This is a genomic window from Streptomyces sp. NPDC051364 (genome assembly GCF_040682115.1).
Classification (GTDB): Bacteria; Actinomycetota; Actinomycetes; order Streptomycetales; family Streptomycetaceae; genus Streptomyces.
The window spans coordinates 194624-221027 of record NZ_JBFBAH010000012.1 but is presented as its reverse complement, the minus strand read 5'-3'; the positions used below and the strand labels follow the sequence as shown (position 1 = coordinate 221027).

The 26404-nt window shown below is 71.6% G+C and carries 22 protein-coding genes and 1 pseudogene; 8 read left to right on the top strand and 15 right to left on the bottom strand.

Features of this window, described 5'->3' with window-relative positions; translation table 11 throughout:
* The 5 genes from AB0M76_RS25310 to AB0M76_RS25290 form a co-directional block, all read right to left on the bottom strand.
* Window positions 1–506, bottom strand: a 506-nt coding sequence (locus tag AB0M76_RS25310; protein WP_365955013.1) for a hypothetical protein, incomplete at its 3' end; no start/stop codon positions are given.
* Window positions 507–683: 177 nt separating this feature from the next.
* Window positions 684–2111, bottom strand: a complete 1428-nt coding sequence (pyk, locus tag AB0M76_RS25305; RefSeq protein WP_266993915.1) for a pyruvate kinase — start codon at window positions 2109–2111, stop codon at window positions 684–686.
* Window positions 2112–2261: 150 nt separating this feature from the next.
* Window positions 2262–2777, bottom strand: a complete 516-nt coding sequence (locus tag AB0M76_RS25300) for a GNAT family N-acetyltransferase (protein WP_365955011.1) — start codon at window positions 2775–2777, stop codon at window positions 2262–2264.
* The gene (locus tag AB0M76_RS25295; RefSeq protein ID WP_365955010.1) at window positions 2774–3475 is read right to left on the bottom strand and encodes an SIMPL domain-containing protein; all 702 of its coding nucleotides are present in this window, start codon (window positions 3473–3475) and stop codon (window positions 2774–2776) included. Before AB0M76_RS25295 ends, AB0M76_RS25300 begins: the two co-directional genes overlap by 4 nt.
* Before the next feature lie 497 nt (window positions 3476–3972).
* A complete protein-coding gene (locus AB0M76_RS25290; protein WP_365955026.1) occupies window positions 3973–5220 on the bottom strand; it encodes a family 16 glycosylhydrolase in 1248 nt (415 codons plus the stop codon).
* Window positions 5221–5395: 175 nt separating this feature from the next.
* Here AB0M76_RS25290 and AB0M76_RS25285 point away from each other — a divergent pair, with 175 nt between their 5' ends.
* Window positions 5396–7189, top strand: a complete 1794-nt coding sequence (locus AB0M76_RS25285) for a 5'-nucleotidase C-terminal domain-containing protein (RefSeq protein ID WP_365955009.1) — start codon at window positions 5396–5398, stop codon at window positions 7187–7189.
* A gap of 46 nt (window positions 7190–7235) precedes the next feature.
* On the opposite strand, the gene AB0M76_RS25280 is transcribed toward AB0M76_RS25285, so the two are convergent.
* The 6 genes and pseudogenes from AB0M76_RS25280 to AB0M76_RS25255 form a co-directional block, all read right to left on the bottom strand.
* Complete coding sequence (locus AB0M76_RS25280) at window positions 7236–8645, bottom strand: SidA/IucD/PvdA family monooxygenase (protein WP_365955008.1); 1410 nt, start codon at window positions 8643–8645, stop codon at window positions 7236–7238.
* Window positions 8642–10054, bottom strand: a complete 1413-nt coding sequence (locus AB0M76_RS25275) for an aminotransferase class V-fold PLP-dependent enzyme (RefSeq protein ID WP_365955007.1) — start codon at window positions 10052–10054, stop codon at window positions 8642–8644. Before AB0M76_RS25275 ends, AB0M76_RS25280 begins: the two co-directional genes overlap by 4 nt.
* Before the next feature lie 261 nt (window positions 10055–10315).
* Complete coding sequence (gene pepN / locus AB0M76_RS25270) at window positions 10316–12829, bottom strand: aminopeptidase N (RefSeq protein WP_365955006.1); 2514 nt, start codon at window positions 12827–12829, stop codon at window positions 10316–10318.
* A gap of 46 nt (window positions 12830–12875) precedes the next feature.
* Window positions 12876–13214 (bottom strand): chorismate mutase, encoded by a 339-nt coding sequence (locus AB0M76_RS25265; protein ID WP_030292092.1) that lies wholly within the window; start codon window positions 13212–13214, stop codon window positions 12876–12878.
* 391 nt (window positions 13215–13605) lie between these two features.
* Window positions 13606–14073: pseudogene (locus AB0M76_RS25260) on the bottom strand (response regulator transcription factor); the annotation flags it as partial.
* A gap of 232 nt (window positions 14074–14305) precedes the next feature.
* On the bottom strand, window positions 14306–15088 hold the full coding sequence (locus AB0M76_RS25255) for a serine protease (RefSeq protein WP_365955005.1): 783 nt from the start codon (window positions 15086–15088) through the stop codon (window positions 14306–14308).
* A 134-nt stretch (window positions 15089–15222) separates the two neighbouring features.
* On the opposite strand from AB0M76_RS25255, the gene AB0M76_RS25250 reads away from it, so the two are divergent.
* Complete coding sequence (locus AB0M76_RS25250; protein ID WP_365955004.1) at window positions 15223–16116, top strand: hypothetical protein; 894 nt, start codon at window positions 15223–15225, stop codon at window positions 16114–16116.
* A gap of 200 nt (window positions 16117–16316) precedes the next feature.
* Here AB0M76_RS25250 and AB0M76_RS25245 read toward each other — a convergent pair whose 3' ends face one another.
* The gene (locus AB0M76_RS25245; RefSeq protein WP_365955003.1) at window positions 16317–17783 is read right to left on the bottom strand and encodes an MFS transporter; all 1467 of its coding nucleotides are present in this window, start codon (window positions 17781–17783) and stop codon (window positions 16317–16319) included.
* A gap of 108 nt (window positions 17784–17891) precedes the next feature.
* Between AB0M76_RS25245 and AB0M76_RS25240 the strand changes: the two genes are divergently transcribed.
* On the top strand, window positions 17892–18365 hold the full coding sequence (locus tag AB0M76_RS25240; RefSeq protein WP_365955002.1) for a MarR family transcriptional regulator: 474 nt from the start codon (window positions 17892–17894) through the stop codon (window positions 18363–18365).
* 28 nt (window positions 18366–18393) lie between these two features.
* Here AB0M76_RS25240 and AB0M76_RS25235 read toward each other — a convergent pair whose 3' ends face one another.
* Together AB0M76_RS25235 and AB0M76_RS25230 are read right to left on the bottom strand one after the other, a co-directional pair.
* Window positions 18394–19302, bottom strand: a complete 909-nt coding sequence (locus tag AB0M76_RS25235) for an SDR family oxidoreductase (protein ID WP_365955001.1) — start codon at window positions 19300–19302, stop codon at window positions 18394–18396.
* A 1-nt stretch (window position 19303) separates the two neighbouring features.
* A complete protein-coding gene (locus AB0M76_RS25230) occupies window positions 19304–20068 on the bottom strand; it encodes an SDR family oxidoreductase (protein WP_365955000.1) in 765 nt (254 codons plus the stop codon).
* 56 nt (window positions 20069–20124) lie between these two features.
* Here AB0M76_RS25230 and AB0M76_RS25225 point away from each other — a divergent pair, with 56 nt between their 5' ends.
* Genes AB0M76_RS25225 through AB0M76_RS25205 form a run of 5 tightly spaced genes read left to right on the top strand, consistent with a single transcriptional unit; the run spans window position 20125 to window position 24570 of the window.
* The gene (locus tag AB0M76_RS25225) at window positions 20125–20898 is read left to right on the top strand and encodes an enoyl-CoA hydratase family protein (RefSeq protein ID WP_328621757.1); all 774 of its coding nucleotides are present in this window, start codon (window positions 20125–20127) and stop codon (window positions 20896–20898) included.
* Window positions 20895–21746 (top strand): CoA-transferase, encoded by an 852-nt coding sequence (locus AB0M76_RS25220; protein WP_266668036.1) that lies wholly within the window; start codon window positions 20895–20897, stop codon window positions 21744–21746. The genes AB0M76_RS25225 and AB0M76_RS25220 overlap by 4 nt, the downstream gene beginning before the upstream one ends.
* Window positions 21743–22483: a CoA-transferase gene (locus tag AB0M76_RS25215; protein WP_365954999.1), complete on the top strand. Its 741-nt coding sequence runs from the start codon at window positions 21743–21745 to the stop codon at window positions 22481–22483. Before AB0M76_RS25220 ends, AB0M76_RS25215 begins: the two co-directional genes overlap by 4 nt.
* 10 nt (window positions 22484–22493) lie before the next feature.
* Complete coding sequence (locus AB0M76_RS25210) at window positions 22494–23606, top strand: nitronate monooxygenase (protein WP_365954998.1); 1113 nt, start codon at window positions 22494–22496, stop codon at window positions 23604–23606.
* Window positions 23607–23637: 31 nt separating this feature from the next.
* On the top strand, window positions 23638–24570 hold the full coding sequence (locus AB0M76_RS25205) for a tyrosine-protein phosphatase (protein ID WP_365954997.1): 933 nt from the start codon (window positions 23638–23640) through the stop codon (window positions 24568–24570).
* Between the two features lie 100 nt (window positions 24571–24670).
* Here the strand turns inward: AB0M76_RS25205 and AB0M76_RS25200 are convergent, their stop codons facing one another.
* The gene (locus AB0M76_RS25200) at window positions 24671–26374 is read right to left on the bottom strand and encodes a DEAD/DEAH box helicase (protein WP_365954996.1); all 1704 of its coding nucleotides are present in this window, start codon (window positions 26372–26374) and stop codon (window positions 24671–24673) included.
* Window positions 26375–26404: the final 30 nt, after the last annotated feature.

Genomic DNA, 26404 nt, shown 5'->3' with positions numbered 1-26404 from the left:
CTGAACGCCTTCGACATCACCTTCGACGGTCGGCTCTCAGCCGCCCGCCGCTGAACCCCCAACAACCCCAAAACCACCGTTAACTTTACGGACCCGTCGATGGTGGCCGCGTACGTGGTGTCGTCTATGCCCCGGCGGTAGCGGGTGTGGACTTCGGCGTTGCGGGCGTGGGCGCGGAGGCGGGCTTCTTCACCTGCCGGCGTCAGGGTGAGGGTGCCGTCCTCTGATTCCTTCAGCCAGCCACGGGCGCTGAGGTCGTCGTAGACGGTGGTGAAGTCGGTGTTCTGGTCGTCGAAGGGGGTCAGCTTCTCGGTGAGGGCCGTCCGGGTCCAGGTTCCGGGGGCGCCGGCGACGTGGCCCAGGGTCCACCAGTGGGGCTGGGTGAGGTGTTCCTCGGCGAGGGAGGCGCGGAGGGCGCCGATGACCAGGGTGGCGGCTTCGCGGCTCCAGTAGCCGATGGGCTGGGCGGCGAGGCGGTCCTGGGGGTAGGTCTTGATCGTCGTCATGCGCGCCACCGTAGGACCTCGAGTTAAGTTGAGGTCAAGGTGTCGTGGAGGGGCCGGCCGTCGATTTCGCCTGGGTCTTCGGAGAGTTGGGGTGCGGCGAGGCCGGTGGGGCGGCGGAGCCTGCGTGGCCGCGTCGGGCAGATGAGGCGCCCGACGCGGGGGTGGTGCGGAGCGGGGTCAGCGTACGGGGTCGCCGATGTGGTGGACGCGGACCAGGTTGGTGGATCCGGTGACTCCGGGGGGTGAGCCGGCGGTGATGACGACGACGTCGCCTGGTACGCAGCGGCCGATGCGCAGGAGTTCTTCTTCGACTTGGGCGACCATGGCGTCGGTGGAGTCGACGTGGGGGCCGAGGAAGGTTTCGACGCCCCAGGTGAGGTTGAGCTGGGAGCGGGTGGCGGGGTCGGGGGTGAAAGCGAGGAGGGGGATGGGTGAGCGGTAGCGGGAGAGTCGGCGGACGGTGTCGCCGCTCTGGGTGAAGGCGATGAGGAATTTGGCGCCGAGGAAGTCGCCCATTTCGGCGGCTGCGCGGGCGACGGCTCCGCCTTGGGTGCGGGGCTTGCTGCGTTCGGTGAGTGGGGGGAGGCCCTTGGCGAGGATGTCTTCTTCGGCGGCTTCGACGATGCGGGACATCGTCTTGACCGTTTCGACGGGGTATTTGCCGACGCTGGTTTCGCCGCTGAGCATGACGGCGTCGGTGCCGTCGATGACGGCGTTGGCGACGTCGGAGGCTTCGGCGCGGGTGGGCCGGGAGTTGTCGATCATCGAGTCGAGCATCTGGGTGGCGACGATGACGGGTTTGGCGTTGCGCTTGGCGAGTTTGACGGCGCGCTTTTGGACGATGGGGACTTGTTCGAGGGGCATTTCGACGCCGAGGTCGCCGCGGGCGACCATGATGCCGTCGAATGCGGCGACGATGTCGTCGATGTTTTCTACTGCTTGGGGCTTTTCGATTTTGGCGATGACGGGGAGGCGGCGACCTTCTTCGTCCATGATGCGGTGGACGTCTTGGATGTCGTGGCCACTGCGGACGAAGGAGAGGGCGATGACGTCGGCGCCGGTGCGCAGGGCCCAGCGGAGGTCGTCGATGTCCTTGTCGGAGAGGGCGGGGACGGAGACGGCGACTCCGGGGAGGTTGAGTCCTTTGTGGTCGGAGACCATGCCGCCTTCGATGACGAGGGTGTGGACGCGGGGGCCGTCGATGCCGGTGACTTCGAGGGTGACGCGGCCGTCGTCGACGAGGATGCGTTCGCCGGTGGTGACGTCGGCGGCGAGGCCTTTGTAGGTGGTGCCGCAGGTGTGGCGGTCGCCTTCGAGGTCTTCGACGGTGATGGTGAATTCGTCGCCGCGTTCAAGGAGTACGGGGCCTTCGGTGAATCGGCCGAGGCGGATCTTCGGGCCTTGAAGGTCTGCGAGGATGCCGACGCTGCGGCCGGTTTCGTCGGAGGCTTTGCGTACGCGCTGGTAGCGGTCCTCGTGTTCGGCGTAGGTGCCGTGGCTGAGGTTGAGGCGGGCGATGTCCATTCCGGCTTCGACCAGGGCTTTGATCTGGTCGTATGAGTCGGTGGCGGGGCCCAGGGTACATACGATTTTTGCTCGGCGCATGGGGCGAGCGTATGCCCCTACCAGGCAGTAGGAAATTGGTTCCGGGTGTCCACTCAACAACCGTTGGGCAAAAGGTTGTTGACAATTGTTGAATGTGCGTGGGGGTGCTCTGATGAGCACCCCCGGGGCGTCGTGCGTACGCGTTTTTGATCAGTTCTCGGGGGTGAGCGGGCGCTCGTGGCGGATGCCGGGGCGGTCGTCGACGGTGGTGGTCCCGACCTGGGTGAATCCGTTGCGCCGGAGGACGGTCAGGGACGCCGGGTTGTCGAGGGTGGTGACGGCGGTGAGGCGGGAGAGCCCGTACGTGCTCCGCGCGAGGCGGCAGATGTCGGCGACGGCGGCGGTGGCCGTGCCGCGGCCGGTGGCGTGTTCGGCGATGCGGTAGCCGAGTTCGGCGCTGCCGTCCTCGATGTCGATGAGGTTGACGCGGCCGGCCAGGGTGCCCTGGCGGGTGATGAGGACGTGGAACCGGGACAGGCCGGTGTCCTGCTCGGCGAGCAGGGCGCGGTGGCGGGTGGCGAACTCGGTGAAGTAGGCGTCGCCGCGGTCGGGGACGGTCCGTGCGAAGTAGGCGCGGTTGTCCCGTTCGAAGTCCAGGAGGGCGGGGGCGTGGTCGGCGCGGAGGCGTTCCAGGGTCCATGCGTCGGCCGGGGTGGTGGTGTTCACAGTTGGGGAGGGGTCATGGTGAAGCGGGCGTTGACCTGGGCGTAGACGGTTTGGCGCTGGGGTTCGAGGTCGAGGGGCGGGGCGGTTTCTTCGGTGGTACTGAAGGCCATGGTGCGCATGCCGGTGCCGGGGGCGGCTGCTTGGAAGGGGAGGGCGTTTTCGGCCCCGAGGTCGGCGAGTTCGACGAGGGCGGAGAGGTCGGCGCCGAGGGCGGCGGCGTATTCGCGGGCGCGTTGGACGGCTTCGAGTACGGCTTGGCGGCGGGCTTCGCCGTGGGCGGGTGAGGTGGGGCGCAGGGCCCACCAGGGGCCGTCGACGCTGGTGAGTTCGAGGTCGGCGAGGCGGGTGGTGAGTTCGCCGAGGGCGGTGAAGTCGGCGAGTTCGGCGGTGATGTGGACACGGCCGTGGTAGGCGCGGATGCGTTCGGCGCGGCCGTGTCGGGTGAGTTCGGGGTTGATGGAGAAGGCGCCGGTTTCGAGTTTTTCGACGGCGTCGCCGTAGCTTTTGACGAGCTCGAGGACGGTGTTGTTGCGGCGGGTGAGGTCTTCGAGTGCGGTGCGTCGGTCGGTGCCGCGGGCGGTGACGGTGATGCCGATGCGGGCGATTTCGGGGTCGACTTCGAGGCGGGCTTCGCCGCGGACGGCGACGCGGGGGACTTCGGGGGTTCCGTAGGGCTGGGGTGCGGAGTCCTGGGTCATGGTTTCACTGTCGCATTGTCGTCCGGGGTGTGGCGTGTGGGTTCTGCCAGCGCGTCGCGGAGGGCGGCCCAGGGGCGGGCGCCGAGGCGTTGGAGGGTGTCGAGTGTGTCGGTGAGGTGGGTGCGGGCTTGGGTGGCGGCTCGTGCGCGGCGGAGGTGTTCTCCGTGGGCGAGCCGGGCGCGGGGGCGGTCGTGGGCCGGTGGTCGGTGCCGGGGGTGGGGAGCGCTCTCCGGAACGTTCGCGTGGCTGTGGGCCGGGGGCGGTGAGCGCGGCGCGTAGCCTCCGCTGCCGGGCCCACGCCGACCTGCGCGGGTCCGGCAGCAACGGCGCGGCGCTGAGCGGCCTCGGGGATGTGGGGTTTCGTTTTCGCGTCGTCCGGTGCGGTGCATCGCAAGGCGGAGCGGCACGCTTGTACTGGACGTACCAGGGTGCTGCGACAACGCGGCGAGGCACCGTGCCGGGCGGCGCAGGGGCGTGCCGGGCGGCGCGGGGGCCGCTTAGTTCGGGAGGTTCCATTTCTGGTGGGGGGCGCCGCCGCAGGTCCAGATCTGGAGGCGGGTTGCGTTGGCGGTGTTGTTGCCGGTGACGTCGAGGCATTTGTCGGCTTGCGGGTTGACGATGTCGCGGGCTGCGGGCAGGGCCCAGCGTTGTGCGGGGGTGCCGTTGCAGTCGTAGAGCTGGACGGGGGTGCCGTCGGTGGTGGCGCCGCCGGTCACGTCGAGGCATTTGCCGAGAGCGCGCAGGGTGCCGTCGGCGGCGATCGTCCACTGCTGGGCGGGGGTGCCGTTGCAGTCGTACAGCTGGACGGGGGTGCCGTTGGCGGGGTTGGCGCCGGCGACGTCGACGCATTTGCCGGCCAGGCCGGTGATCGGGCCGGTGCGGCCGGTGCCGGTGTCGGAGGTGGTGACCCGTACGTGGTCGACGACGAGTTGCTGGGGGAAGGCGGTGCCGGCGTCGGGGTCGCCGGGCCAGTAGCCGCCGACGGCGAGGTTGAGGATCAGGAAGAACGGCTTGTTGAAGGCCCAGGTGCGGCTGCCGAGGTCGGCGGGGGTGCGGCGCTGGTAGACGGTGCCGTCGACGGACCAGCTGATGGAGTCGGGGGCCCAGTCGACGGCGAAGGTGTGGAATGCGTCGGCGAAGGCCTGGCCGCCGGGGAGGGTGTAGGCGGCGCCGATGCCGCCGGAGCCGGAGTATCCGGGTCCGTGGATCGTTCCGTGGATGGTGGAGGGTTCGAATCCGACGTTCTCCATGACGTCGATCTCGCCGGAGTTCGGCCAGCCGACCTGGCCGATGTCGTTGCCGAGCATCCAGAACGCGGGCCACATTCCCTGGCCGCGCGGGACTTTGAGTCTGGCTTCGACGTGTCCGTACGCCTGGGTGAAGCGGCCGGCGGTGTTGAGTCGTGCGGAGGTGTACTCGCAGCGCCCGTACCAGCAGTTGTGGTTGCCGGGGTTCTCTCGGCGGGCGGTGATCACGAGGTGGCCCTGGCCGTCGAGGGCGGCGTTCTGATTGCCCGCCGTGTAGTACTGCCGTTCGTGGTTGTTGACGTTGTCGCCGGTCTCGGTCTGCCATTTCCCGGGGTCGGCGGCGGCTCCGGCCGGCCCGTCGAATTCATCGGAGAAGGTGGCTGCGGCGGCTGTGGCCGTGGGGGTTTCCGCGGCGCCGGTGGGTGGGGCGGCGAGGCCGCTCCAGCAGAGCAGGGCGAGGGCGCCGAGTACGGTGTGGCGGCGCCAGGTGGTGCGCATGGTCATGACATCACATCACTTCAGGTGGGGGGACTCGCCTCAACTTCCTTTGTTCAAGCCTTGATTGAAGGCTCATGGCCGTGCCGCGTCAAGACGTCCACCCGGCAGGGGTGTTGCTCCTGTTACCCATCGGTCAGAATCTACGCGCGTTGTTCACGCCTACTAGGGAGATGGCATGGCGTTCGACCGCAGGACGTTTCTGGGTACTTCGGCCGCCACGGGTGCGGCCGTCGCGCTGACGGGGGCCGCGGGCTCTCCGGCCGCCGCAGCCGAAGCGACCGCCCGGCAGCGGACGTACTCGTTCACGGTGATGGGTACGACCGACCTGCACGGAAACGTTTTCAACTGGGACTACTTCACCGACAAGGAGTTCGACGACAAGGCGCACAACGACGTCGGCCTGGCGAAGATCTCGACGCTCGTGAACCAGGTGCGGGCGGAGAAGGGGCGCCGCAATACGCTGCTGATCGATGCGGGTGACACGATCCAGGGCACGCAGCTGTCGTACTACTACGCGAAGGTGGATCCGATCACCGCGCGGCGTGGTCCGGTGCACCCGATGGCGCAGGCGATGAATGCGATCGGCTATGACGCGGCGGCTCTGGGGAACCACGAGTTCAACTACGGCATACCGGTGCTGCGCAAGTTCGAGGAGCAGTGCGATTTCCCGCTGCTGGGGGCGAACGCGCTGGATGCGACGACGCTGCGGCCGGCGTTCGCGCCGTACAGCATGCACTGCCTGCGGACTCCGTACGGGCGGGATGTGAAGGTGGCGGTGCTGGGGCTGACGAACCCGGGGATCGCGATCTGGGACAAGGCGAACGTGCAGGGGAAGATGACGTTCCCGGGTCTGGAGGAGCAGGCGGCGAAGTACGTGCCGAAGCTCCGCTCGATGGGCGCGGACGTGGTGATCGTGTCCGCGCACTCCGGTTCGAGCGGTACGTCCTCGTACGGTGACCAGTTGCCGTACATCGAGAACGCGGCGGGCCTGGTGGCGGAGCAGGTGCCGGGGATCGACGCGATCCTGGTGGGGCACGCGCACACGGAGATCCCGGAGTACCGGGTGAAGAACAAGGCGACCGGCAAGGACGTGGTGCTGTCGGAGCCGCTGAAGTGGGGGCAGCGCCTGACGCTGTTCGACTTCGAGCTGACGTGGTCGAAGGGCTGCTGGTCGGTGGCGAAGGTGTCGGCGAAGGTGCTGAACTCGAACACGGCGGTCGAGGACCCGAAGATCGTGGGGCTGCTGTCGGACGAGCACCGCAAGGTCGTGGCGTACGTGAACCAGGTGATCGGTACGTCCACGCAGGCGATGTCTTCGGCGGAGGGCCCGGTCAAGGACGTCGCGATCATCGACCTGATCAACCATGTGCAGGCGGACACGGTGAAGGGGGCGCTGGCGGGTACGCAGTGGGCGGCGCTGCCGGTGCTGTCGCAGGCGTCGTGCTTCTCGCGTACGGCGTCGATTCCGGCCGGGCAGGTGACGATCAAGGATGCGGCGGGTCTGTACCCGTTCGAGAACACGATGGAGGCGCGGCTGCTGACGGGCGCGCAGCTGAAGGACTATCTGGAGTACTCGGCGCGGTACTACGTGCAGACGGCGCCGGGTGCTCCGGTGGACCCGGCGAAGCTGACGAACTCCGAGAGCATCCCGGACTACAACTACGACGCGGTGTACGGGCTGGCGTACGACATCGACGTCGCGCAGCCGGTGGGTTCGCGGATCTCGGGGCTGTCGTTCCAGGGGAAGGCGGTGGATCCGGCTGCGGAGTTCGTGCTGGCGGTGAACAACTACCGGGCGTCGGGTGGCGGGAACTTCCCGCACGTGCCGCAGGCCAAGCAGCTGTGGGCGAATTCGGAGGAGATCCGTAACACGATCATCCAGTGGGTGAAGGCGAAGGGGACGATCGACCCGGCGCAGTTCGCGTCGGTGGACTGGCGGCTGACCCGGGCCGGGGTTCCGGTGTTCTAGCCGGGTCTCCGTACGCCTGCGCCTGCGCCTACGCCTACGCCCGTGCCTAAGGGTGTTCGACCAGCGGGAGAAGCTCGACCGTCGGGGCGGGTCGGGTGTGCTCCCGCTGTTCGAGGCCGAAGGTGGTGAAGGCGGTGCGGGTGGGCTGGGGGTAGGGCTCTTTGCCGGTGAGGGTGTTCAGGATGGCGGCGCTGCGCCAGGCGGCGAGGCCGAGGTCGGGGGTTCCGACGCCGTGGGTGTGGCGTTCGCCGTTCTGGACGAAGATGCTGCCGGTGACGGAGGGGTCGAGGGTCATGCGGTGGCGTTCGTCGATGCGGGGGCGGCCGGAGGAGTCCTTGCGCAGGTAGGGGTCGAGGCCTGCGAGGAGGCTGGTGAGGGGGCGCTCCTTGTACCCGGTGGCGAGGACGACGGCGTCGGTGGTGAGGCGGGAGCGGGTGCCTTGCTGGGCGTGTTCGAGGTGGAGTTCGACCTTGGTGGTGGCGACGCGGCCGGCGGTGCGGACGCTGACTCCGGGGGTGAGGACGGCGTCGGGCCAGCCTCCGTGGAGGGTGCGGCGGTAGAGCTCGTCGTGGATGGCGGTGATGGTGGTGGCGTCGATGCCTTTGTGGAGTTGCCACTGGGCGGGGACGAGCTGCTCGCGTACGGGCTCGGGCAGGGCGTGGAAGTAGCGGGTGTAGTCGGGCGTGAAGTGTTCGAGGCCGAGCTTCGAGTACTCCATGGGGGCGAAGGACGGCGTACGGGCGAGCCAGGTGAGGCGCTCGCGGCCGGCGGGGCGGGAGCGGAGCAGGTCGAGGAAGACCTCGGCTCCGGACTGGCCTGATCCGATGACGGTGACGTGGTCGGCGCCGAGGATGCGCAGGCGGTTGTCGAGGTAGTCGGCGGAGTGGATGACGGGGACGGTGGGGGCTTCGGCGAGGGGGCGCAGGGGTTCGGGGATGTAGGGGGCGGTGCCGATGCCGAGGGCGAGGTTGCGGGTGTAGGTGCGGCCGAGGGCTTCGGCTTCGCCGTCGGTGTCGAGTTGGGTGTAGTCGACTTCGAAGAGGTCGCGTTCGGGGTTCCAGCGGACGGCGTCGACCTGGTGGCCGAAGTGGAGTCCGGGGAGGCGGCCGGCGACCCAGCGGCAGTAGGCGTCGTATTCGGCGCGCTGGATGTGGAACTGCTCGGCGAAGTAGAAGGGGAAGAGCCGTTCCCTGTGCTTGAGGTAGTTGAGGAACGTCCAGGGGCTGGTGGGGTCGGCGAGGGTGACGAGGTCGGCGAGGAAGGGGACCTGGAGGGTCGTGCCGTCGATGAGGAGTCCCGGGTGCCAGCGGAAGTCGTGGCACTGGTCGTAGAAGGCGGTGGCGAGTTCGCCTGCGCCTTGGTGGGGGAGGCCGTGTGCGAGGGCGGCGAGGGACAGGTTGAAGGGGCCGATGCCGATTCCGACGAGGTCGTGGGGTGCATCGAGCTGGGCGGTCATCGGTGGGTGCTGCCTTCCAGGAGGGTGACGAGGGTGTCCAGGTCCCGCGCGGTGGTGTGGGGGTTGAGCAGGGTGGCTTTGAGCCAGAGGCGGTCGTCGGCGGTGGCGCGGCCGAGTACGGCGTGACCGCCGAGGAGGAGGGTGCGGCGCAGGGCGGCGAGGTGGGTGTCGTCGGTGTCGGTGGGGCGGAAGAGGACGGTGCTGATGGTGGGGGGTGCGTGGAGTTCGAAGCGGGGGTGTGCGTCGAGGAGGCGGGCGAGGTGGTGGGCGAGTTCGCAGGTGCGGTCGATGAGGTGGGCGAGGCCGTCGCGGCCGAGTGAGCGCAGGGTGGTGGCGATCTTGACGGCGTCGGGGCGGCGGGTGGTGCGCAGGGACCGGCCGAGGAGGTCGGGGAGGCCGGCTTCGGTGTCGTCGGTGGCGTTGAGGTAGTCGGCCTGGTGGGCGAGGGGGGCCAGCAGGGTGGTGTCGGGGACGGCGAGGAGGCCTGCGGCGACGGGTTGCCAGCCGAGTTTGTGCAGGTCGATGGTGAGGGAGTGGGCGCGGCCGAGGCCTGCGACGCGGGTGCGGTGGCGGGGGCTGAGGGCGAGGAGGCCCCCGTACGCGGCGTCGATGTGGAGGTCGGCGCCGTACTGCTCGCACAGGTCGGCGATGGGTCGGAGCGGGTCGATGAGGCCGGCGTCGGTGGTGCCGGCGGTGGCGGTGACGAGGACGGGCCCGGGGGTGGCGGCGAGGGCTTCGGCGAGGCGGGCGGGGTCGAGGGTGCCGGCGGGGGTGGGGAGGGTGGTGGCGGGGGGCAGGCCGAGGAGCCAGGCGGCGCGGGGGATCGAGTGGTGGGCGTTGGCTCCGTGGAGGACGGTCAGGCCGGGTCCGTGGCGTTCGCGGGCGAGGAGCAGGGCGAGTTGGTTGGCTTCGGTGCCGCCGGTGGTGACGAGGGCGTCGGGGGCCGGGGTGTCGTAGAACTCGGCGGCGAGGGTGCGGGTGAGGAGGGCTTCGATCGCGGAGGCGGCGGGGGCTTGGTCCCAGGAGTCGAGGGAGGGGTTGAGGGCGGAGGCGGCGAGGTCTGCGGCGGCTGCGACGGCGAGGGGCGGGCCGTGGAGGTGGGCCGCGCAGAGGGGGTCGGCGGGGTCGGCGGCGCCGGCGGCGAGGGTGTGGACGAGGGTCCGGAGCGCCTCGTGATCGCCGTGGCCCTTTTCGGGCAGTACGTCGCCCAGTGCGGCTTGGACGCGGGCCGCGAGGGCGTCGGGGCCGCCTGCCGGAATCGGCCCGCCGCGCTCCGCGGCTCCGGTGAGCAGGGCCTCCAGGACGGTGTCGAGGAGCGGCCGCAGGGCTTCGGCACCGAGGCGGCCGCCGGCGAGCGGGTGCGCGGGGGGTGCGGGCGGCGGGGGCGGGCTGCCGGGCGGCGCGGTCATGCGGTGTCCTCACGGGAACGGGTCTGCGGCAGGGGGCCGGCCCTGTCGTGGGGTGCCGAGGGGGCTTGGCGGCGGGCGCTGCTGCGGTGACAGCCTGGGGGCCCGACGGGTACAACGATCAGACCCGAACGGGGTAACCGTCGGAGTTTGTCGGCTTGTTGTTTTTCGTGTGCGGCCGGTGGTCCCCGCGAACGCGGCCGGCCGCCGCTCCCGCCGGTGAGGGCGGGGGCGGCGGCCGGGGAACGCGGCGTGGGACCGGCGTCAGGAGGCGCGGACGCGGAGGGCTCGGGCCAGGTCGTCGAGCTGGTCGACGAGCTTGCGGCGCAGGGCGGGGACGATGGACGGGTCGGCGAGGGCGGTGTGGCCGGCCTCGAGGCTGTCCTCGTCCACGGCGTGGCCGGGGAAGGCGTAGCGGCCCGCGGCTTCGGCGATGGCGGGGCCGCGGCGGGCGCCGAGGGAGATGGCGTCGGCGTAGAAGCGCGGTACGTAGTCCCGTACGAGGTCGGCCTGTTCGGGCTGCCAGAAGCCTTGGGCGGTGGCGCTGAAGAGGTAGTTGGAGAGGGAGTCGTCGTGGAAGAGGCGCTCCCAGGCGGCGGCCTTGGCCTCGGCGGTCGGCAGGGCGGCGCGGCAGCGGGCGGCGCCTTCCTCGCCGGTGGCGCTGGGGTCGGCGGTGAGGGCGGCGTCGATCTCGCGCTCCCCCACCGCGCCGAGGACGGACAGCCGGGCGAGGATGCGCCAGCGCAGTTCGGGGTCGAGTTCGGGGCCGCCGGGCACGGTGTCGTCCTCGAGCCAGGCGGCGAGGGTGTCGGGCTGGGTGGCGGCGTCGATGTGGGCGCGTACGGCGGCGAGCCGCAGCCCGGGGTCGGAGCCGTCCTCGGTGCGCCGCAGCAGGCCGCGGGCGATGAGGGTGAGGGTGGCGAGGGCCTCGGTGCGGTCTTCGGGGGCGAGGTAGCGGTCGGCGATGTGGTGGCGGGCGAAGGCGAGGACGCCCTGGACGATGGCCAGGTCGGCTTCCTCGGGCAGGTGTGCGCCGGCGGTGGCCAGGTAGGCGGCGGGTTCGAGTTCGCCGTCGCGGACCATGTCGCGCAGGGCGTTCCAGACGACGGCCCGGGTGAGGGGGCCGGGGATGGCGGACAGCTTGCGCAGGGCGGTCTCGAGGGAGGTGTCGTCGAGGCGGACCTTGGCGTAGCTGAGGTCGCCGTCGTTGAGGAGGAGGAGGGCGGGGCGGGGGCCGCTGACGGAGACGATCTCGTCGGAGGGGACGTCGACGGTGAGGAGTTCGCGCGGCTCGAGGGTGTTGTCGGGGTCGCGGTCGTAGAGGCCGACGGCGATGTGGTGGGGGCGGGTGCCGCGGTGGTCGACGGTGAGGGTCCAGCCGCCGTGGCTCTCCTCGATGCGGGGGGTGAGGGTGTCGATGCCGGTGGTGCGCAGCCAGATGTCGGCCCAGGCGTGGACGTCGCGGTCGGTGTGGGCGGCGAGGGATTCGACGAAGTCGGCGAGTGAGGCGTTGGCGAACTTGTGGCGGGTGAAGTGGGTGTTGATGCCGGCGAGGAAGTCCTTCTCGCCGAGCCAGGCGACGAGTTGGCGCAGCGCGGAGGCGCCCTTGGCGTAGGAGATGCCGTCGAAGTTGAGGAGGGCGCTGGCGGTGTCGGGTACGGCGTCGGGGTCGGGGGCGACGGGGTGGGTGGTGGGCCGCTGGTCGGCGTCGTAGCCCCAGGACTTGCGGTTGACGCCGAATTCGGTCCAGGTGCCGGTGAAGCGGGTGGCTTCGGTGAGGGTCTGGTAGCCCATGTACTCGGCGAAGGACTCGTTCAGCCAGATGTCGTCCCACCAGCGCAGGGTGACGAGGTCGCCGAACCACATGTGGGCCATCTCGTGGGCGATGACCATGGCGCGGGTCTGGCGTTCGGTGTCGGTGACGGCGGAGCGGAAGACGAATTCGTCGCGGAAGGTGACGAGGCCGGGGTTTTCCATGGCGCCGGCGTTGAACTCGGGGACGAACGCCTGGTCGTAGGAGTCGAAGGGGTAGGGCTCGGAGAACTTCTCGTGGTAGCGGTCGTAGCAGTCGGTGGTGACGGAGAGGATTTCCTCGGCGTCGGCGTCGAGGTGGGGGGCGAGGGACTGGCGGCAGTGGATGCCGAAGGGGAGTCCGGCGTGTTCGGTGCGGATGCTGTGCCAGGGGCCGGCGGCGACGGCGGCGAGGTAGGTGGAGATGACGGGGGTGGGGGCGGACTTCCAGATGCCGGCGCCGTCGCCGGACGGATGTCCCGTGCGGTTGCCGACGCGCTCGGTGATGCCGTTGGCGAGGACGGTCCAGTGGGCGGGGGCGGTGACGGTGAACTCGAAGACGGCCTTGAGGTCGGGCTGGTCGAAGGCCGGGAAGACGCGCTGGATGTCGTCCATGAACATCTGGGTGTAGACGTACGCCTCGCCGTCCGCGGGGTCGGTGAAGCGGTGGAGGCCTTCGCCGGTGCGGGAGTAGCGCATGCGGGTGGCGATGCGCAGCTCGTGGGGGCCTTCGCCGAGGCCGGTGAGGGGGAGGCGGTTGTCGGCGAGGGCGTCCGGGTCGAGGGGGCTGCCGTCGAGTTCGGCGGAGTACAGTTCGTCCGGTTTCAGCTCCACGAAGGTGTCCGCGGCAATGCGGGCGGTGAACCGGATGACGGTCGTGGATTCGAAGGTGTCGTCGCCGCCGGTGAGGTCGAGGGTGACGGCGTAGTGGTGGACGTCGAGGTGCTGTGCTCGGAGCTGCGCTTCGTTGCGCGTCAGTGCGGACATGGGGCCCATGCTGCCCGACGGGTGGGCCCCGGTCGTCTGCCCTCGCCTACTCTTCGCCCGCAGCGATCGTCTCGTGGTGGCGGATGACCTCGGCGATGATGAAGTTGAGGAGCTTCTCGGCGAATGCCGGGTCGAGTTTGGCGTTCTCGGCGAGCTCGCGGAGCCGGGCGATCTGGCTGGCTTCGCGGGTCGGGTCGGCTGGGGGCAGCTGGTGCTTGGCCTTGAGGTGGCCGACCTGCTGGGTGCACTTGAAACGCTCGGCGAGCATGTGGACGACGGCCGCGTCGATGTTGTCGATGCTGTCGCGCAGGCGGGCCAGCTCGGCGGTGACGTTCTCGTCGATGGCGCCGGTCGCGGCGGCTTCGTCGGGGGCGCTGTTGTTCATGGTTCCCGAGAATACGTGGCGTTCGTGTGTGGTTCGTGGGCGAGCCGGTCCGTGAGACGGATGGGTGTCCGGAGTTGGCCGTTCAGAGCGGGAGGACGGCTGTGACCAGCCGGCCTCCTTCGGGGGCGGGGCCGGCGGTGAGGGAGCCGCCCGGGGTTTCGTTCGGCCATGCCGGCGAGGCCGTAGCCGCCGCGGGCGTTGTCGGAGAGGCGGGCGGGGCGGCCTCCGTCGTCGGCGATACGGATCTCCGGTCCTGCGGGGACGGTGCGCAGCGTGATGCGGACGGCGGTGGCGGTGGCGGTGGCGGCGTGCTTGCCGATGTTGGTGAGGGCTTCGAGGACGATGCGGTGGGCGGTGGCGGCGACGTCGCCGGGGAGCCGGCGGGCGAGGACCCTCGGGCGATGCACCGTACGACGTCCTGTTCGCGTTCCGTGAGGGGCTCGGCGGGCCGGCGGGCGGCCTGGGCGGCGGTGGCCCGGGGGGCCATGTCGCGCAGCAGTCGTACGGTGGTGGCGGGTGAGACGAGGGAGTCTGCGACGGCCGCCGCGCGGACCGCCTCAACCGGCATCGCGGGGCTGGCGTCTTTGAGGAGGAAGCCGGATGCTCCTCCGTGGAGCGCGGCGTGGACGTACTCGTCGAGGTCGAAGGTGGTGACGATCACGATGCGCGGACCGTCCCGGCCGGCGAGTCGCCGGGTGACCTCGAGGCCCTCGAGCTTCGGCATGCGGATGTCGAGGAGGGGGACGTCCGGCCGGTGTGCGGCGACGGCCGCGAGCGCGGCTTCGCCGTTGACGACGTCGGCGACGACCTCGATGTCCGGCCGGCTTTCGAGGATCATCCGGAATCCGGTCCTCGCCATCTCCCGGTCGTCGGCGATGACCACCCTGATCGCCGTGCGCTGCCTGCCCCGCTGTCGCCCGCTGCCTGTGCTTTCCCATGGGACCGGCGGGTGCGCGGGCCCGCAACCGGGCGGGGCCGGGGCGGCGGTGTTCGGGCCGTGTGCCGCTCCGGCCGGCCTTGCGTGCGTACGGCGCACCGCGCCTCGTCCTTCCGGCCCGGGTGTGCTCGGCCGGAAGGACGGGGCATGGGGCTCAGAGGGTCTCGGCCGCGTTCTTGATGGCCGTGGCGAAGGTGGAGACCTCGGTGTAGACGCCGGGGAAGTTGGGCCGGGCGCAGCCCTCGCCCCAGCTGACTATGCCGACCTGGATCCAGGCGTTGTTGCTGTCGCGGCGGAACATCGGGCCGCCGGAGTCGCCCTGGCAGGTGTCGACGCCGCCCTGGGGCAGCCCGGCGCAGATCTCCTCGCCGGGGACGAGGTCGCTGCCGTACGAGCTCTGGCAGCTGGCGTCGGAGACGAACGGCACGGTGGCCTTCATCAGGTACCGCTGCTGGCCGCCGCCCTCGCGGGTGGCGCCCCAGCCTGCGACGGTGAAGGTGCCGTTGTCGAAGGCCTTCGTGTCGGCGATCTTGAGGGTGGGCAGGTTGATGGGCTTGGCGAGTTTGATGAGGGCCCAGTCCTTGCCCTTGCCGTTGTAGCCGGGGGCCTGGAGGACCTTGGTGGATTTGACCTTGATGGCACTGGAGCTGTTGAGGTCGACGACTCCGGCGGTGGCGGTGATGGAGGTGTTGTTGCCGGAGCCGCTGACGCAGTGGGCTGCGGTGAGGACGATCTGCTGGGTGTAGAGGGCGCCGCCGCAGCCCATGGAGAGGCGGACCATGAAGGGGAACTCGCCCTGGGCGGCGCGGGTGCCGCCGACGACGGGGGCCTGGGAGGCGCTGGCGGCGCCGGGCTGGAGGCTGACGGCGGCGAGGGCCACTGCACCGACGGCGAGGGTGCGCTTGATGAGTGTGGCAAGGGTGGACACGGTCAACACACTGCCTTTCGTGGGGGGTTGGGCCGTGCGCGTCATCGGGTGAATGACACGTACATGTCACACCCACCTCTCACCGGACATCAAGAACGCGTTTTCGGACAATCTGCGGGACGATGCGCGGCGCGGGGGGCGGCATGACGCAGAACGGCAGGCACAGCAGCCCGATCGAGCACGGATTTCCCCATCTCGACACCGTCCGCGCCGCGATCACCGCTCTGTTCCGGCGGCTCTCGTACGAGGGGATCCGGGCGTACGACACGAGCTTCGCGCCCGCCGACGCCGCCTTCACCACCGACGACGACCTCCACCTCGGCGCGCACCGCGTGGCCTCCGCCGTCGTGCGCGCGCTGCGGCTGCCCGATGCCCGGATGGTGATCTGCTTCCGGGCGATGGAGCAGGCGGCGACCGTGGAACTGGCCGCGGGGCCCGAGTACTTCATCGAGGTCAACGACCGCTTCCGCACCCACCGCCGCGATCTGGCCGCCGCCCTGGCCCACGAGGTCACGCACGTCCTGCTGCACCGGCTGGACCTGCGCTTCCCCGCCACCGCCGACAACGAGATCCTCACCGACACCGCCGCCGCCTACCTCGGGGCCGGCTGGCTGCTCCTCGACGCCTACCGCGAGGACAAGCTCACCCACCAGAAGCTCGGCTACCTCACCCCCGAGGAGTTCGGCTACGTCCTCGCCCGGCGCGCCCTCCTCCCCGGCGGGAGCGAGGACCTTTCCACCTGGTTCACCAGCCCCCAGGCGTACGAGGCGTACGTGCGCGGCCGCGCGCTCGCCGGGCGGGAGCTGCGCCGGGCCCCCCTGGCCGCCGCGGACCGGGCGCAGCGGCGCCGCTACGCCCGCGACCGGCGGGCGGGCGCCGCCGCGCCGGGGGCCTCGTACGGCTTCGAGGAGCACCCGGCGGGGACGCGGGTGAGCTTCCCGTGCCCGGTGTGCGGGCAGCGGCTGCGGCTGCCGGTCCGCGGGCCGGTGCGCGCCCGCTGCGGGCTGTGCCGCACGGTGCTGGACTGCGACACCTGACCGGAGCCGGAGCCCGGCGAACGCGGCGCGGACGAGGGACAAGATGTCGGCTGAGAGCGGTTCAAGGCGTGGCCTGCGTGGGTAGTGATATCCCATCGCACGAGTGAAGGACCCGGCCCCGACCCCCCCGCCAGGGGGCCGGGGCCGTTTCCTGTGCCGGGCCCGTGGGGGGCATCGGGCCGCCGCTCCCCCGGCAGGGGTTACGCCGGCAGCGGCTCGGCGTCCGAGGGCGCCGGTTCGGGGGACACCGCCGTGCGCGGCAGGACCAGGCAGAGCACTGCGCTGAGCAGGAATCCGGCGGTCACCCAGGGCATGGCGGTGGTCAGTGCGTGCGTGAGGCCGCCGTCGGCGAGGGCGCCGAAGAAGACGCTGCCGATGACGGCCGCGCCCAGGGCGCCGCCGAACTGCTGGGCGGTGGAGAAGATTCCGGAGGCCCCGCCCGCGATGTCGGCGGGGACGGCGGACAGGACGACGTTGACCAGCGGCACGACCAGAAAGCCGAGTCCGGCGCCCGCGACGAGCAGGCCGGGGACGAGCGGCCAGGCGCCGGTGTGCGCGGCGGTGGAGGCGGAGACGGCGTACCAGACCCCGGCGAAGCCGCCCGCCATCAGCAGCGCGCCGGCGGCGAGCACGAGGCGGCCGAAGCGGACGGCGAGGGTGTCGGCGACGGGGGCGGTCAGGAAACTGCCGACGGAGAAGGCGACGGTGAGCACGCCGGCCTGTATCGGGGTGTAGCCCTCGCCGCCCTGCAGCCAGATCGCGAAGACCAGGAAGAAGCCCTGCATGCCGACGGCGAAGAGCAGTTGGACGGCGAGGCCGACGGAGAAGGCGGGGAGCCGGAAGGCGCGGGCGGGCAGCAGCGGTACGGTCGCCCCGCACCGGCGGGCTTCGAGGACGCCGAGGCCGATGACGGCGAGGACCCCGGCGGCCAGGCACAGCCAGCCCCACAGCGGCCAGCCGTTGGCCTCGCCCTGGACGAGCGGCAGCACGACGGCGATCAGGGCGCCGGCGAGGACGAGGCTGCCGGCCAGGTCGGGGCGGCCGGCGCCGCGCTCGCGGGTGGCGGGGACCAGGACGGCTCCGGCCACGCAGGCGGCCAGGGCGACCGGCACGTTGACGAGGAAGATGGAACGCCAGCCCCAGCCGAACAGGTCGGCGTCGGTGAGCAGGCCGCCGAGCAGCAGTCCGACGGCGGAGGCGAAGCCGGCGACGGCCCCGTACATCCCGAAGACGGCGCCGCGCTCCTTGCCCTGGAACAGGGTGCGGAACGAGCCGAGCACCTGGGGCATCAGCAGGGAGGCCATGACGCCCTGCACGGCGCGGGCGACGATCAGCTGGCCGGGGCTCTGGGCGAGGCCGCAGCCGAGGCTGGCGAGGCCGAAGCCGGCGGTTCCGGCGAGGAAGAGGGCCTTGCGTCCGTACCGGTCGCCGAGGTGCCCGGAGACGATCAGGGTGGCGGCGAAGCCGAGGAGGTAGGCGGAGACGAGCCACTGCAGGGCGCTCTGGGAGGCGTGCAGGTCGCGGCCGATGGAGGGGATGGCGACGTTGACGATGGTCACGTCGAGCAGGTCCATGAGCGCGGCGACCATCATGACGACGGCGGCGGCCCAGCGGCGTGGGTAGGGGGCCGGGGGCACGGAGAGGGGCACAGGCGCGGGCGTGGGCATGGCGGGCTCCAAAGTATTTCGTTCGGACGAACGAAAGACTGACACGAAGGCGCATGTGATCACAACTCTTTCGTTCGCCCGAACTAAATACTTGGTACGGTGGATGCCATGAGCGACGAGACGGACCCCCGCCGGGAAGCGGTACTGGCCGAGCTGAACCGCACGGGCCGCGAGACGAGCGCGGCGACCGTGATGTTCCACGAGGCGGCCGCCGCCAAGCAGGGGCTCAGCGCCACCGAGACGAAGACCCTGGACCTGCTCATGCGGCGCGGCCCGCTGACGGCGAAGGAGGTCTCCCAGCACTCGGGGCTGGCCCCGGCCTCGGTGACGGGCCTGGTCGACCGGCTGGAGCGCAAGGGCTGTGTCCGCCGGGTCAAGCACCCGACGGACAAGCGGCGGGTCCTGGTGGAGGCGCTGCCGGAGCGGCTGTCGGAGATCCGGCCGCTGTTCGACGACTGGGCCCGTGAGGTCGCGGAGCTGTGCGACGAGTTCACCACGGCGGAACTGGAAACCGTGATCCGCTTCCTCCAGGGCTCCAACGCCCGCCAACTGCGTGCGGCGGCCCGCCTGTCGGAGTCCTGACCCTGCGCCGGGACCACTGCGCCCCGGACTACTCGGCTCCGTAGACCGGGTGCGGGGGTTCGGATTCCGCCAGGAGTTTCTTCGCCGTCTCGCCCGCCTCGGCCGGGGTCCAGCGGGCTCCGCGGTCCGCCGTCGGGCCGGGGCGCCAGCCCTCCATGACCGTGATCCGGCCGCCCTCCGCCTCGAAGACCCGGCCCGTGACCCCCGCCGAGGCGTCCGAGCCCAGCCACACCACCAGCGGCGACACGTTCTCCGGGGCCATCGCGTCGAAGGCGCCCTCCCCCGGGTCCGCCATCGTCCCGGCGAACGTCTGCTCCGTCATCCGTGTCCGCGCTGCCGGGGCGATCGCGTTGACCTGGACCCCGTACCGGCCCATCTCCGCCGCCGCGACCAGCGTCATGCCGAGGATGCCGGCCTTGGCCGCGCTGTAGTTGCCCTGCCCGACCGAACCCAGCAGACCCGCCCCCGAGGAGGTGTTGACCACCCGCGCCGCCACCGCCCGGCCCGCCTTCGCCTCGGCCCGCCAGTGCGCCGCCGCGTACTTCAGGGGCAGGAAGTGCCCCTTCAGGTGCACCCGCATCACCGCGTCCCAGTCCGCCTCCTCCAGGTTGACCAGCATCCGGTCCCGCAGGAACCCGGCGTTGTTGACCAGCGTGTCCAGCCGGCCGAACGCCGACAGGGCCGCCCCGACCAGCGAGGACGCACCCTCGGGCGATGCGATGTCCTTGCCGTGCGCCACCGCCTCGCCGCCCAGCGCCCGGATCTCCGCGACCACCTGCCCGGCCGGACTGTCCTCCCCCGGCTGCCCGTCCAGGCCCACGCCCAGGTCGTTGACCACGACCTTGGCCCCCTCCGCCGCGAAGGCCAGCGCATGGGCCCGGCCCAGCCCCCGCCCCGCGCCCGTCACGATGACCACACGACCCTCGGCAAGTCCCATCTCAGTTCTCCTTGTTGACCGTTGCCGCATCCAGAAATGCCGGACGCTCCCCGCCCCCGTGCACGAGCAGGCTCGCCCCGCTGACATACCCCGCCCGGCCGGAGGCCAGAAACACCGCCGCCGCCCCGACGTCCGCGGGCTCCGCCAGCCTCCCCAGCGGAACCGTCGCGGCCACAGCCGCGATCCCCGCCTCGTCCCCGTAGTGCACGTGCGCGAGCTCGGTCCGCACCATGCCCAGCACGAGCGAGTTCACCCGTACCTCGGGCGCCCATTCCACGGCCATGGACCGGGCCAGGTTCTCCAGCCCCGCCTTCGCCGCCCCGTACGCGGCCGTCCCGGGCGAGGGCCGGGTCCCGCTGACGCTGCCGATCATCACCACCGAGCCGTGCGCCTCGCGCAGCAGCGGGTACGCGGCCAGCGAGGCCGTCATCGGCGCCACCAGGTTCAGCTCGACGACCCGCGCGTGCCGCTGCGCCTCGCCCTCCCCCAACAGCCGGTACGGGGTCCCGCCCGCGTTGTTCACCAGGCAGTCGAGCCGCCCGTACCGACGCCCGGCCGCGTCGAAGAACTCCTGCACGGCGGCCGGATCGCGCAGGTCCAGCGCGGTGAACGAGGCCGTCCGCCCGTCCGCGCGCACCGGTTCGCGCGGCGGGCGGCGGGCGCAGACGACGACTTCGGCGCCCGCCTCGAGGAACGACCGGGCGATTCCGGCGCCGACGCCGCGGGTTCCGCCGGTGACGACGGCAACCCTCCCGTCGAGCTCCATAGGCTGCTACCTTCCTCACCTAACAAATGTTTGGTGGAAAGGTAGCTGATCCTGTCATGGGTGTCTCCACCTCAAGCCCCGGCAAGGGCATCGCACTTGTCACGGTCGACTTCCCGCCCGTCAACGCACTTCCCGTGCAGGGCTGGTACGACCTCGCCGACGCCCTGCGCGCGGCCGGCCGCGATCCCGGGACCCGGTGTGTCGTGCTGGCCGCCGAGGGGCGCGGCTTCAACGCCGGCGTCGACATCAAGGAGATGCAGCGCGACACCGGCCACGCCGCCCTCATCGGCGCCAACCGCGGCTGCTACGAAGCCTTCGCCGCCGTGTACGAGTGCGAGGTGCCCGTCGTCGCGGCCGTGCACGGGTTCTGCCTCGGCGGCGGCATCGGCCTCGTCGGCAACGCCGACGCGATCGTGGCGAGCGAGGACGCGACCTTCGGGCTGCCGGAGCTCGACCGGGGCGCGCTCGGCGCCGCCACCCACCTGGCCCGCCTGGTCCCGCAGCACCTGATGCGCGCCCTCTACTACACCTCGCGCACCGCCACCGCCGCCGAACTGCACGCGCACGGCTCGGTGTGGCGGGTGGTCCCGCGCACGGAGCTGCGCGCGGCGGCCCTCGAACTGGCCGCGGAGATCGCACAGAAGGACGGCTACCTGATCCGGCTGGCCAAGGCGGCCATCAACGGCATCGACCCCGTCGACGTGCGGCGCAGCTACCGCTTCGAGCAGGGGTTCACCTTCGAGGCCAACCTCAGCGGGGTGGCCGACCGGGTCCGCGACACCTTCGCAGAGCCCGCAGAGGGAGAGCTTGCAGGGAAGGAGCGCTCATGACCGACAAGACGATGACCCCCGAAGAGGTGGTCGGGCAGCTGCGCAGCGGGATGACCCTGGGCATCGGCGGCTGGGGGTCGCGGCGCAAGCCCATGGCCCTGGTGCGGGCACTGCTCCGTTCCGAGATCACCGATCTCACCGTGATCTCGTACGGCGGCCCCGACGTCGGCCTGCTCGCGGCCGCCGGCCGGATCCGCAAGCTCGTCGCACCCTTCGCCACGCTCGACTCCATCCCGCTGGAGCCGCATTTCCGGGCGGCCCGCGAGAGCGGCGCCTTCACCCTCACCGAGCTCGACGAGGCCATGTTCATGTGGGGCCTGCACGCCGCCGCGAACCGGCTCCCCTTCCTCCCCGTCCGCGCCGGCCTCGGCTCCGACGTCATGCGGGTCAACCCGGAGCTGCGGACCGTCACCTCCCCCTACGCCGACGGCGAGGAGCTCGTCGCCGTCCCCGCCCTGCGCATGGACGCCGCGCTGGTCCACCTCAACCGTGCCGACCGCCTCGGCAACGGCCAGTACCTGGGCCCGGACCCGTACTTCGACGACCTGTTCTGCGAGGCCGCCGACGCCGCGTACCTCTCCTGCGAGCAGCTCGTGGAGACCGCCGAGCTCTCCAAGGCCGGGCCCCCGCAGTCCCTGCTGGTCAGCCGGCACTCCGTGACCGGTGTCGTCGAGACCCCTAACGGGGCGCACTTCACCTCCTGCGTCCCCGACCACGGGCGCGACGAGGCCTTCCAGAAGCTGTACGCGACAACCCCCTGGCCGGAGTTCTGCGCGCGGTTCCTCTCCGGCGGCAGCGAGCACGCCTACCAGTCGGCCGTCCAGGCCTGGCACGAGGAGCAGAATTGAGCACAGCGACGGCCGCCTCCCGTGCGGAGTACTGCGTGATCGCCTGCGCCGAGGCCTGGCGCGGCAACGGCGAGGTGCTCGCCAGCCCGATGGGCCTGATCCCGTCGTTCGGGGCCCGGCTGGCGAAGCGGACCTTCTCGCCCGACCTCCTCCTGACCGACGGTGAGGCCCTGCTCGTCGGCCTCGGGGGCGAGGCCGAGGGCTGGCTCCCGTACCGCCGCCACCTCACGATGGTCACCGGCGGGCGGCGGCACGTGATGATGGGCGCCAGTCAGATCGACCGGTTCGGCAACCAGAACATCTCCTGCATCGGCGACTGGGCCCGGCCGGCCCGCCAGCTCCTCGGGGTGCGCGGTGCGCCTGTCAACACCCTGAACAATCCGGTGAGTTACTGGGTGCCGAAGCATTCCCGGCGGGTGTTCGTCGAGCGCGTCGACATGGTGAGCGGGGTGGGCTACGACCGGGCGGAGGCGGCCGGGGTGACCCGCTTCCACCGGCTCCCGCGGGTGGTCAGCGATCTCGGCGTCTTCGATTTCACCGGCCCGGACCACTCGATGCTCCTGGCCTCCCTCCATCCGGGCGTCACCGTCGAACAGGTCCGGGCGGCCACCGGGTTCGACCTGGCGGTCGCCGGCGACGAGGTCCCGTACACGCGGGAGCCGACGGCCGAGGAGCTGCGGCTGATCCGCGAGGTGATCGACCCGAAGGGGCTGCGCGACCGGGAAGTGCGGGTCTGAGGCGATGGCGATGTCGATACAGACGCCGTTCACGAAACTGGTCGGTGTCGAGCACCCGATCGTGCAGACGGGCATGGGCTGGGTGGCCGGGCCGCGGCTGGTCTGCGGCGCCGCCAACGCGGGCGCCCTGGGCATCCTGGCCTCGGCGACGATGACCGTGGACGAGCTGCGTGCGGCGGTCCGCGAGGTCAGGTCCCGTACGGACGCCCCGTTCGGGGTCAATCTCCGCGCGGACGCGGGGGACGCCGCCGAACGCGTCCGGCTGATCATCGACGAGGGCGTACGGGTCGCCTCGTTCGCGCTCGCCCCGTCGAAGGAGCTGATCGGCCGGCTCAAGGACGCGGGTGTGGTGGTGATCCCGTCGATCGGGGCCCGGCGGCACGCCGAGAAGGTCGCGGCGTGGGGGGCCGACGCGGTGATCGTGCAGGGCGGCGAGGGCGGCGGGCACACCGGTGACGTGGCGACGACGGTGCTGCTGCCCCAAGTGGTCGACGCGGTGGACATCCCGGTGGTCGCGGCGGGCGGCTTCCACGACGGCCGCGGGCTGGTCGCCGCGCTGTCGTACGGGGCTGCGGGCATCGCCATGGGCACGCGCTTCCTGCTGACCTCGGACTCCACCGTCCCGGACGCGGTCAAGGCGCGGTACCTGGCGGCAGGCGTCAAGGACGTCACCGTGACGACGGCCGTGGACGGGCTGCCGCACCGGATGCTGCGTACCGAGCTGGTCGCGTCCCTCGAGCGGGCGGGCCGTACCCGCGCCCTGGCCCGGGCGGTCCGGCACGCGGCCGCCTTCCGCAAGCTCTCCGGGCTGTCCTGGCCGCAGATGGTGCGCGACGGCCTCGCGATGAAGCACGGCAAGGACCTGTCCTGGAGCCAGGTCCTGCTCGCCGCGAACACCCCCATGCTTCTCAAGGCGTCCATGGTCGAGGGCCGTACGGACCTCGGCGTCATGGCATCAGGCCAGGTCGCGGGGGTGATCGAGGATCTGCCGTCCTGTGCGGAGCTCGTCGCCCGCGTCATGGCCGAGGCACACACCGTGCTGGCACGGCTGGAACACCTGCACGGGGAACATCCGCACCCGGAACACCCGCACCCGCTCGACGCCCTGCCACCACCAGGGTGATCCCCCTTCTCCTCCTCAGGAGTCGCCACCGATGAGCCGTGCCAGAATCCGCCTGGTGACCGCGGTGCTCACTTCCGCTCTCGCCATCGGCACCCTGCCCGCCGCCTCCGCCGCGTACGCCGCGCCGGCGGCGGGCGCCACCACCGCCGGCCACTACCACCAGCAGGCGGAAACGATTCGCCAGATCCCCCTCCAGGGCGCGGTCAACGTCCGCGACCTGGGCGGCTACCGCACCTGGACCGGCGGCCAGGTCCGCCAGGGTCTGGTCTACCGCTCCGACGCGCTCAGCAAGCTGACGCAAGGAGACATCACGACCGTCTCCGGTCTCGGCCTGGGGAAGGTCGTCGATTTCCGCATCCCCATGGAGCTCCGGTACGACGGCGCCGACCGGCTGCCCGCGGGGCTCACCGCCACCTCCCGCCCCGTCAGCGACCTCGGCCTGTACGGGACGCTCGTCGGCGCGATCTCCAGCGGCGACCCCGCCACGCAGGAGCAGATGCTCGGAGGCGGCCGCGCCGAGGCCTACATGCGCGACATCTACCGCACCTTCGTGACCAGCCCCGAGAACCGGGCGCAGTTCGCGGCGACGCTGCGGGAGATCGCGGACGGGAGCCAGGGCCCGCTCCTGTACCACTGCACCTCGGGCAAGGACCGGACGGGCTGGATGAGTTACGTGCTGCTGCGCGCCCTGGCCGTCCCCGAGGAGACGGCCGAGCGCGACTACCTCGCGTCGAACACGTTCCGCGCCGCGTACGACGCGCAGGTGCGGGCGGGCCTGAAGCAGTCCGGGCGGATGCAGAACCCGGACCTGCTGATCCCGCTCCAGGAGGTCCGCCAGGACTATCTGGACGCGGCGACCGCACAACTGGCCGCGGACTACGGCGGCTTCTACGGCTACCTCACGGACGGCCTCGGCCTGGACCTGCGGACGCTCTCGAAGCTCCAGACCAGGCTGGTGCGGTAGTACGGCAGCCCGGACAGCGGAACGCCGGGCAGCGCACCTCGCGCTGCCCGGCGTACCGGAATGCCTGTCAGAACCTCAGGGTGTCGGGAACCCCAGGGCGTCAGCTCGTACGCCCCGCCGCGGGACGCCCGCCGCCCGAGCGGCGACGCGCACCGGCCGGAGCACCGCCGGAGCGGGAACCGCCCTGGCCGCCGCCACCCTGACCGCGGGTGCCGCCCTGGCCGCCACCCTGGCCGCGGGCACCGCCCTGGCCGCCACCCTGGCCGCGGGCGCCGCCCTGGCCGCCGACCTGGCCTGCGCCGGAGCGGGCCCGGCGCGGACGGCCCTCGCCGCCGCCGGCCGGCGCAGCGCCGCCCTGTGCGGCGGAGGAGCCGCCGGAACGACGGCGCGGGTTGGCGGAGCGGCCGCCGCCGCCCTGGCCGCCGGACCGCCGGCCCGCCGGGGTCGGCTGCTGCGGCACCTCGAGCACCACGGGGATGCCCGAGGGCTCCTTGGCGCCGGTGAGCCGGGAGAGCTCCTCGTCGGAGGACTTGATCTGCGCGGTGCGCGGGGAGATACCGGCGTCCGACATCAGGCGGGTCATGTCCCGCTTCTGGTCGGGCAGCACCAGGGTGACCACGCTGCCGGACTCGCCGGCGCGGGCGGTACGGCCGCCGCGGTGCAGGTAGTCCTTGTGGTCGGTCGGCGGGTCGATGTTGACGACCAGGTCGAGGTCGTCGATGTGGATGCCGCGCGCGGCCACGTTGGTGGCGACCAGCGCGGTGACCTCGCCCGTCTTGAACCAGTCCAGGGTCCGGTTGCGCTGCGGCTGCGAGCGGCCGCCGTGCAGGCCTGAGGCGCGGACGCCGTCCGCCAGGAGCTTCTTGACCATGCGGTCGACACCGCGCTTGGTGTCCACGAACATGATCACCCGGCCGTCGCGAGCGGCTATGCGCGTCGCCACGGCCTTCTTGTCGGTCTCGTCCATGACGTACAGGACGTGGTGCTCCATCGTGCTGACCGCACCGGCGGACGGGTCGACGGAGAAGGCGACCGGGTCGTGCAGGAACATCTTGACGAGCTTGTCGATATTCTTGTCGAGGGTCGCCGAGAACAGCATGGTCTGGCCCTCGGGCTCGACCTGCTTGAGCAGCGCGGTGACCTGCGGCATGAAGCCCATGTCGGTCATCTGGTCGGCCTCGTCGAGGACGGTGATCGCGACCTGCGAGAGGTCGGCGTCGCCGCGGTCGATGAGGTCCTTCAGGCGGCCGGGGGTGGCGACGAGCACCTCGGCGCCGCGGCGCAGGGCCCCGGACTGCCGGTTGATCGACATGCCGCCGACGACGGTCGCGATGCGCAGGTTGACGGCCGTGGCGTACGGGGCCAGGGCGTCGGTCACCTGCTGCGCGAGCTCACGGGTCGGTACGAGGACCAGCGCGAGCGGCTGCTTCGGCTGCGCGCGGCGGCCGGAGGTACGGGCCAGCAGCGCCAGGCCGAAGGCCAGCGTCTTGCCGGAGCCGGTACGGCCGCGGCCGAGCAGGTCACGGCCGGCGAGCGAGTTCGGCAGCGTCGCGGCCTGGATCGGGAACGGCTCGGTGACGCCCTGGGCAGCGAGGGTCTTCAGCAGCGCCTCGGGCATGCCCATGTCCTCGAACGCGGCCACCGGCGGCAGGGCCGGGGTCAGCGGTTCGGGCATGGTGAATTCCTGGGGCCGGGCGACGGGGGCGGACTTCTGCCGTCCCGCGCCAGCCTTCGGACGTCCCTGAGCCGCACCTCGACCCCGGGTGGGGCGGCGGCTGGGTCGTGCGGAGCTGGAGCTGGTCATGCGAGAAAGCCCTCCTGAAACCGGCAGGTA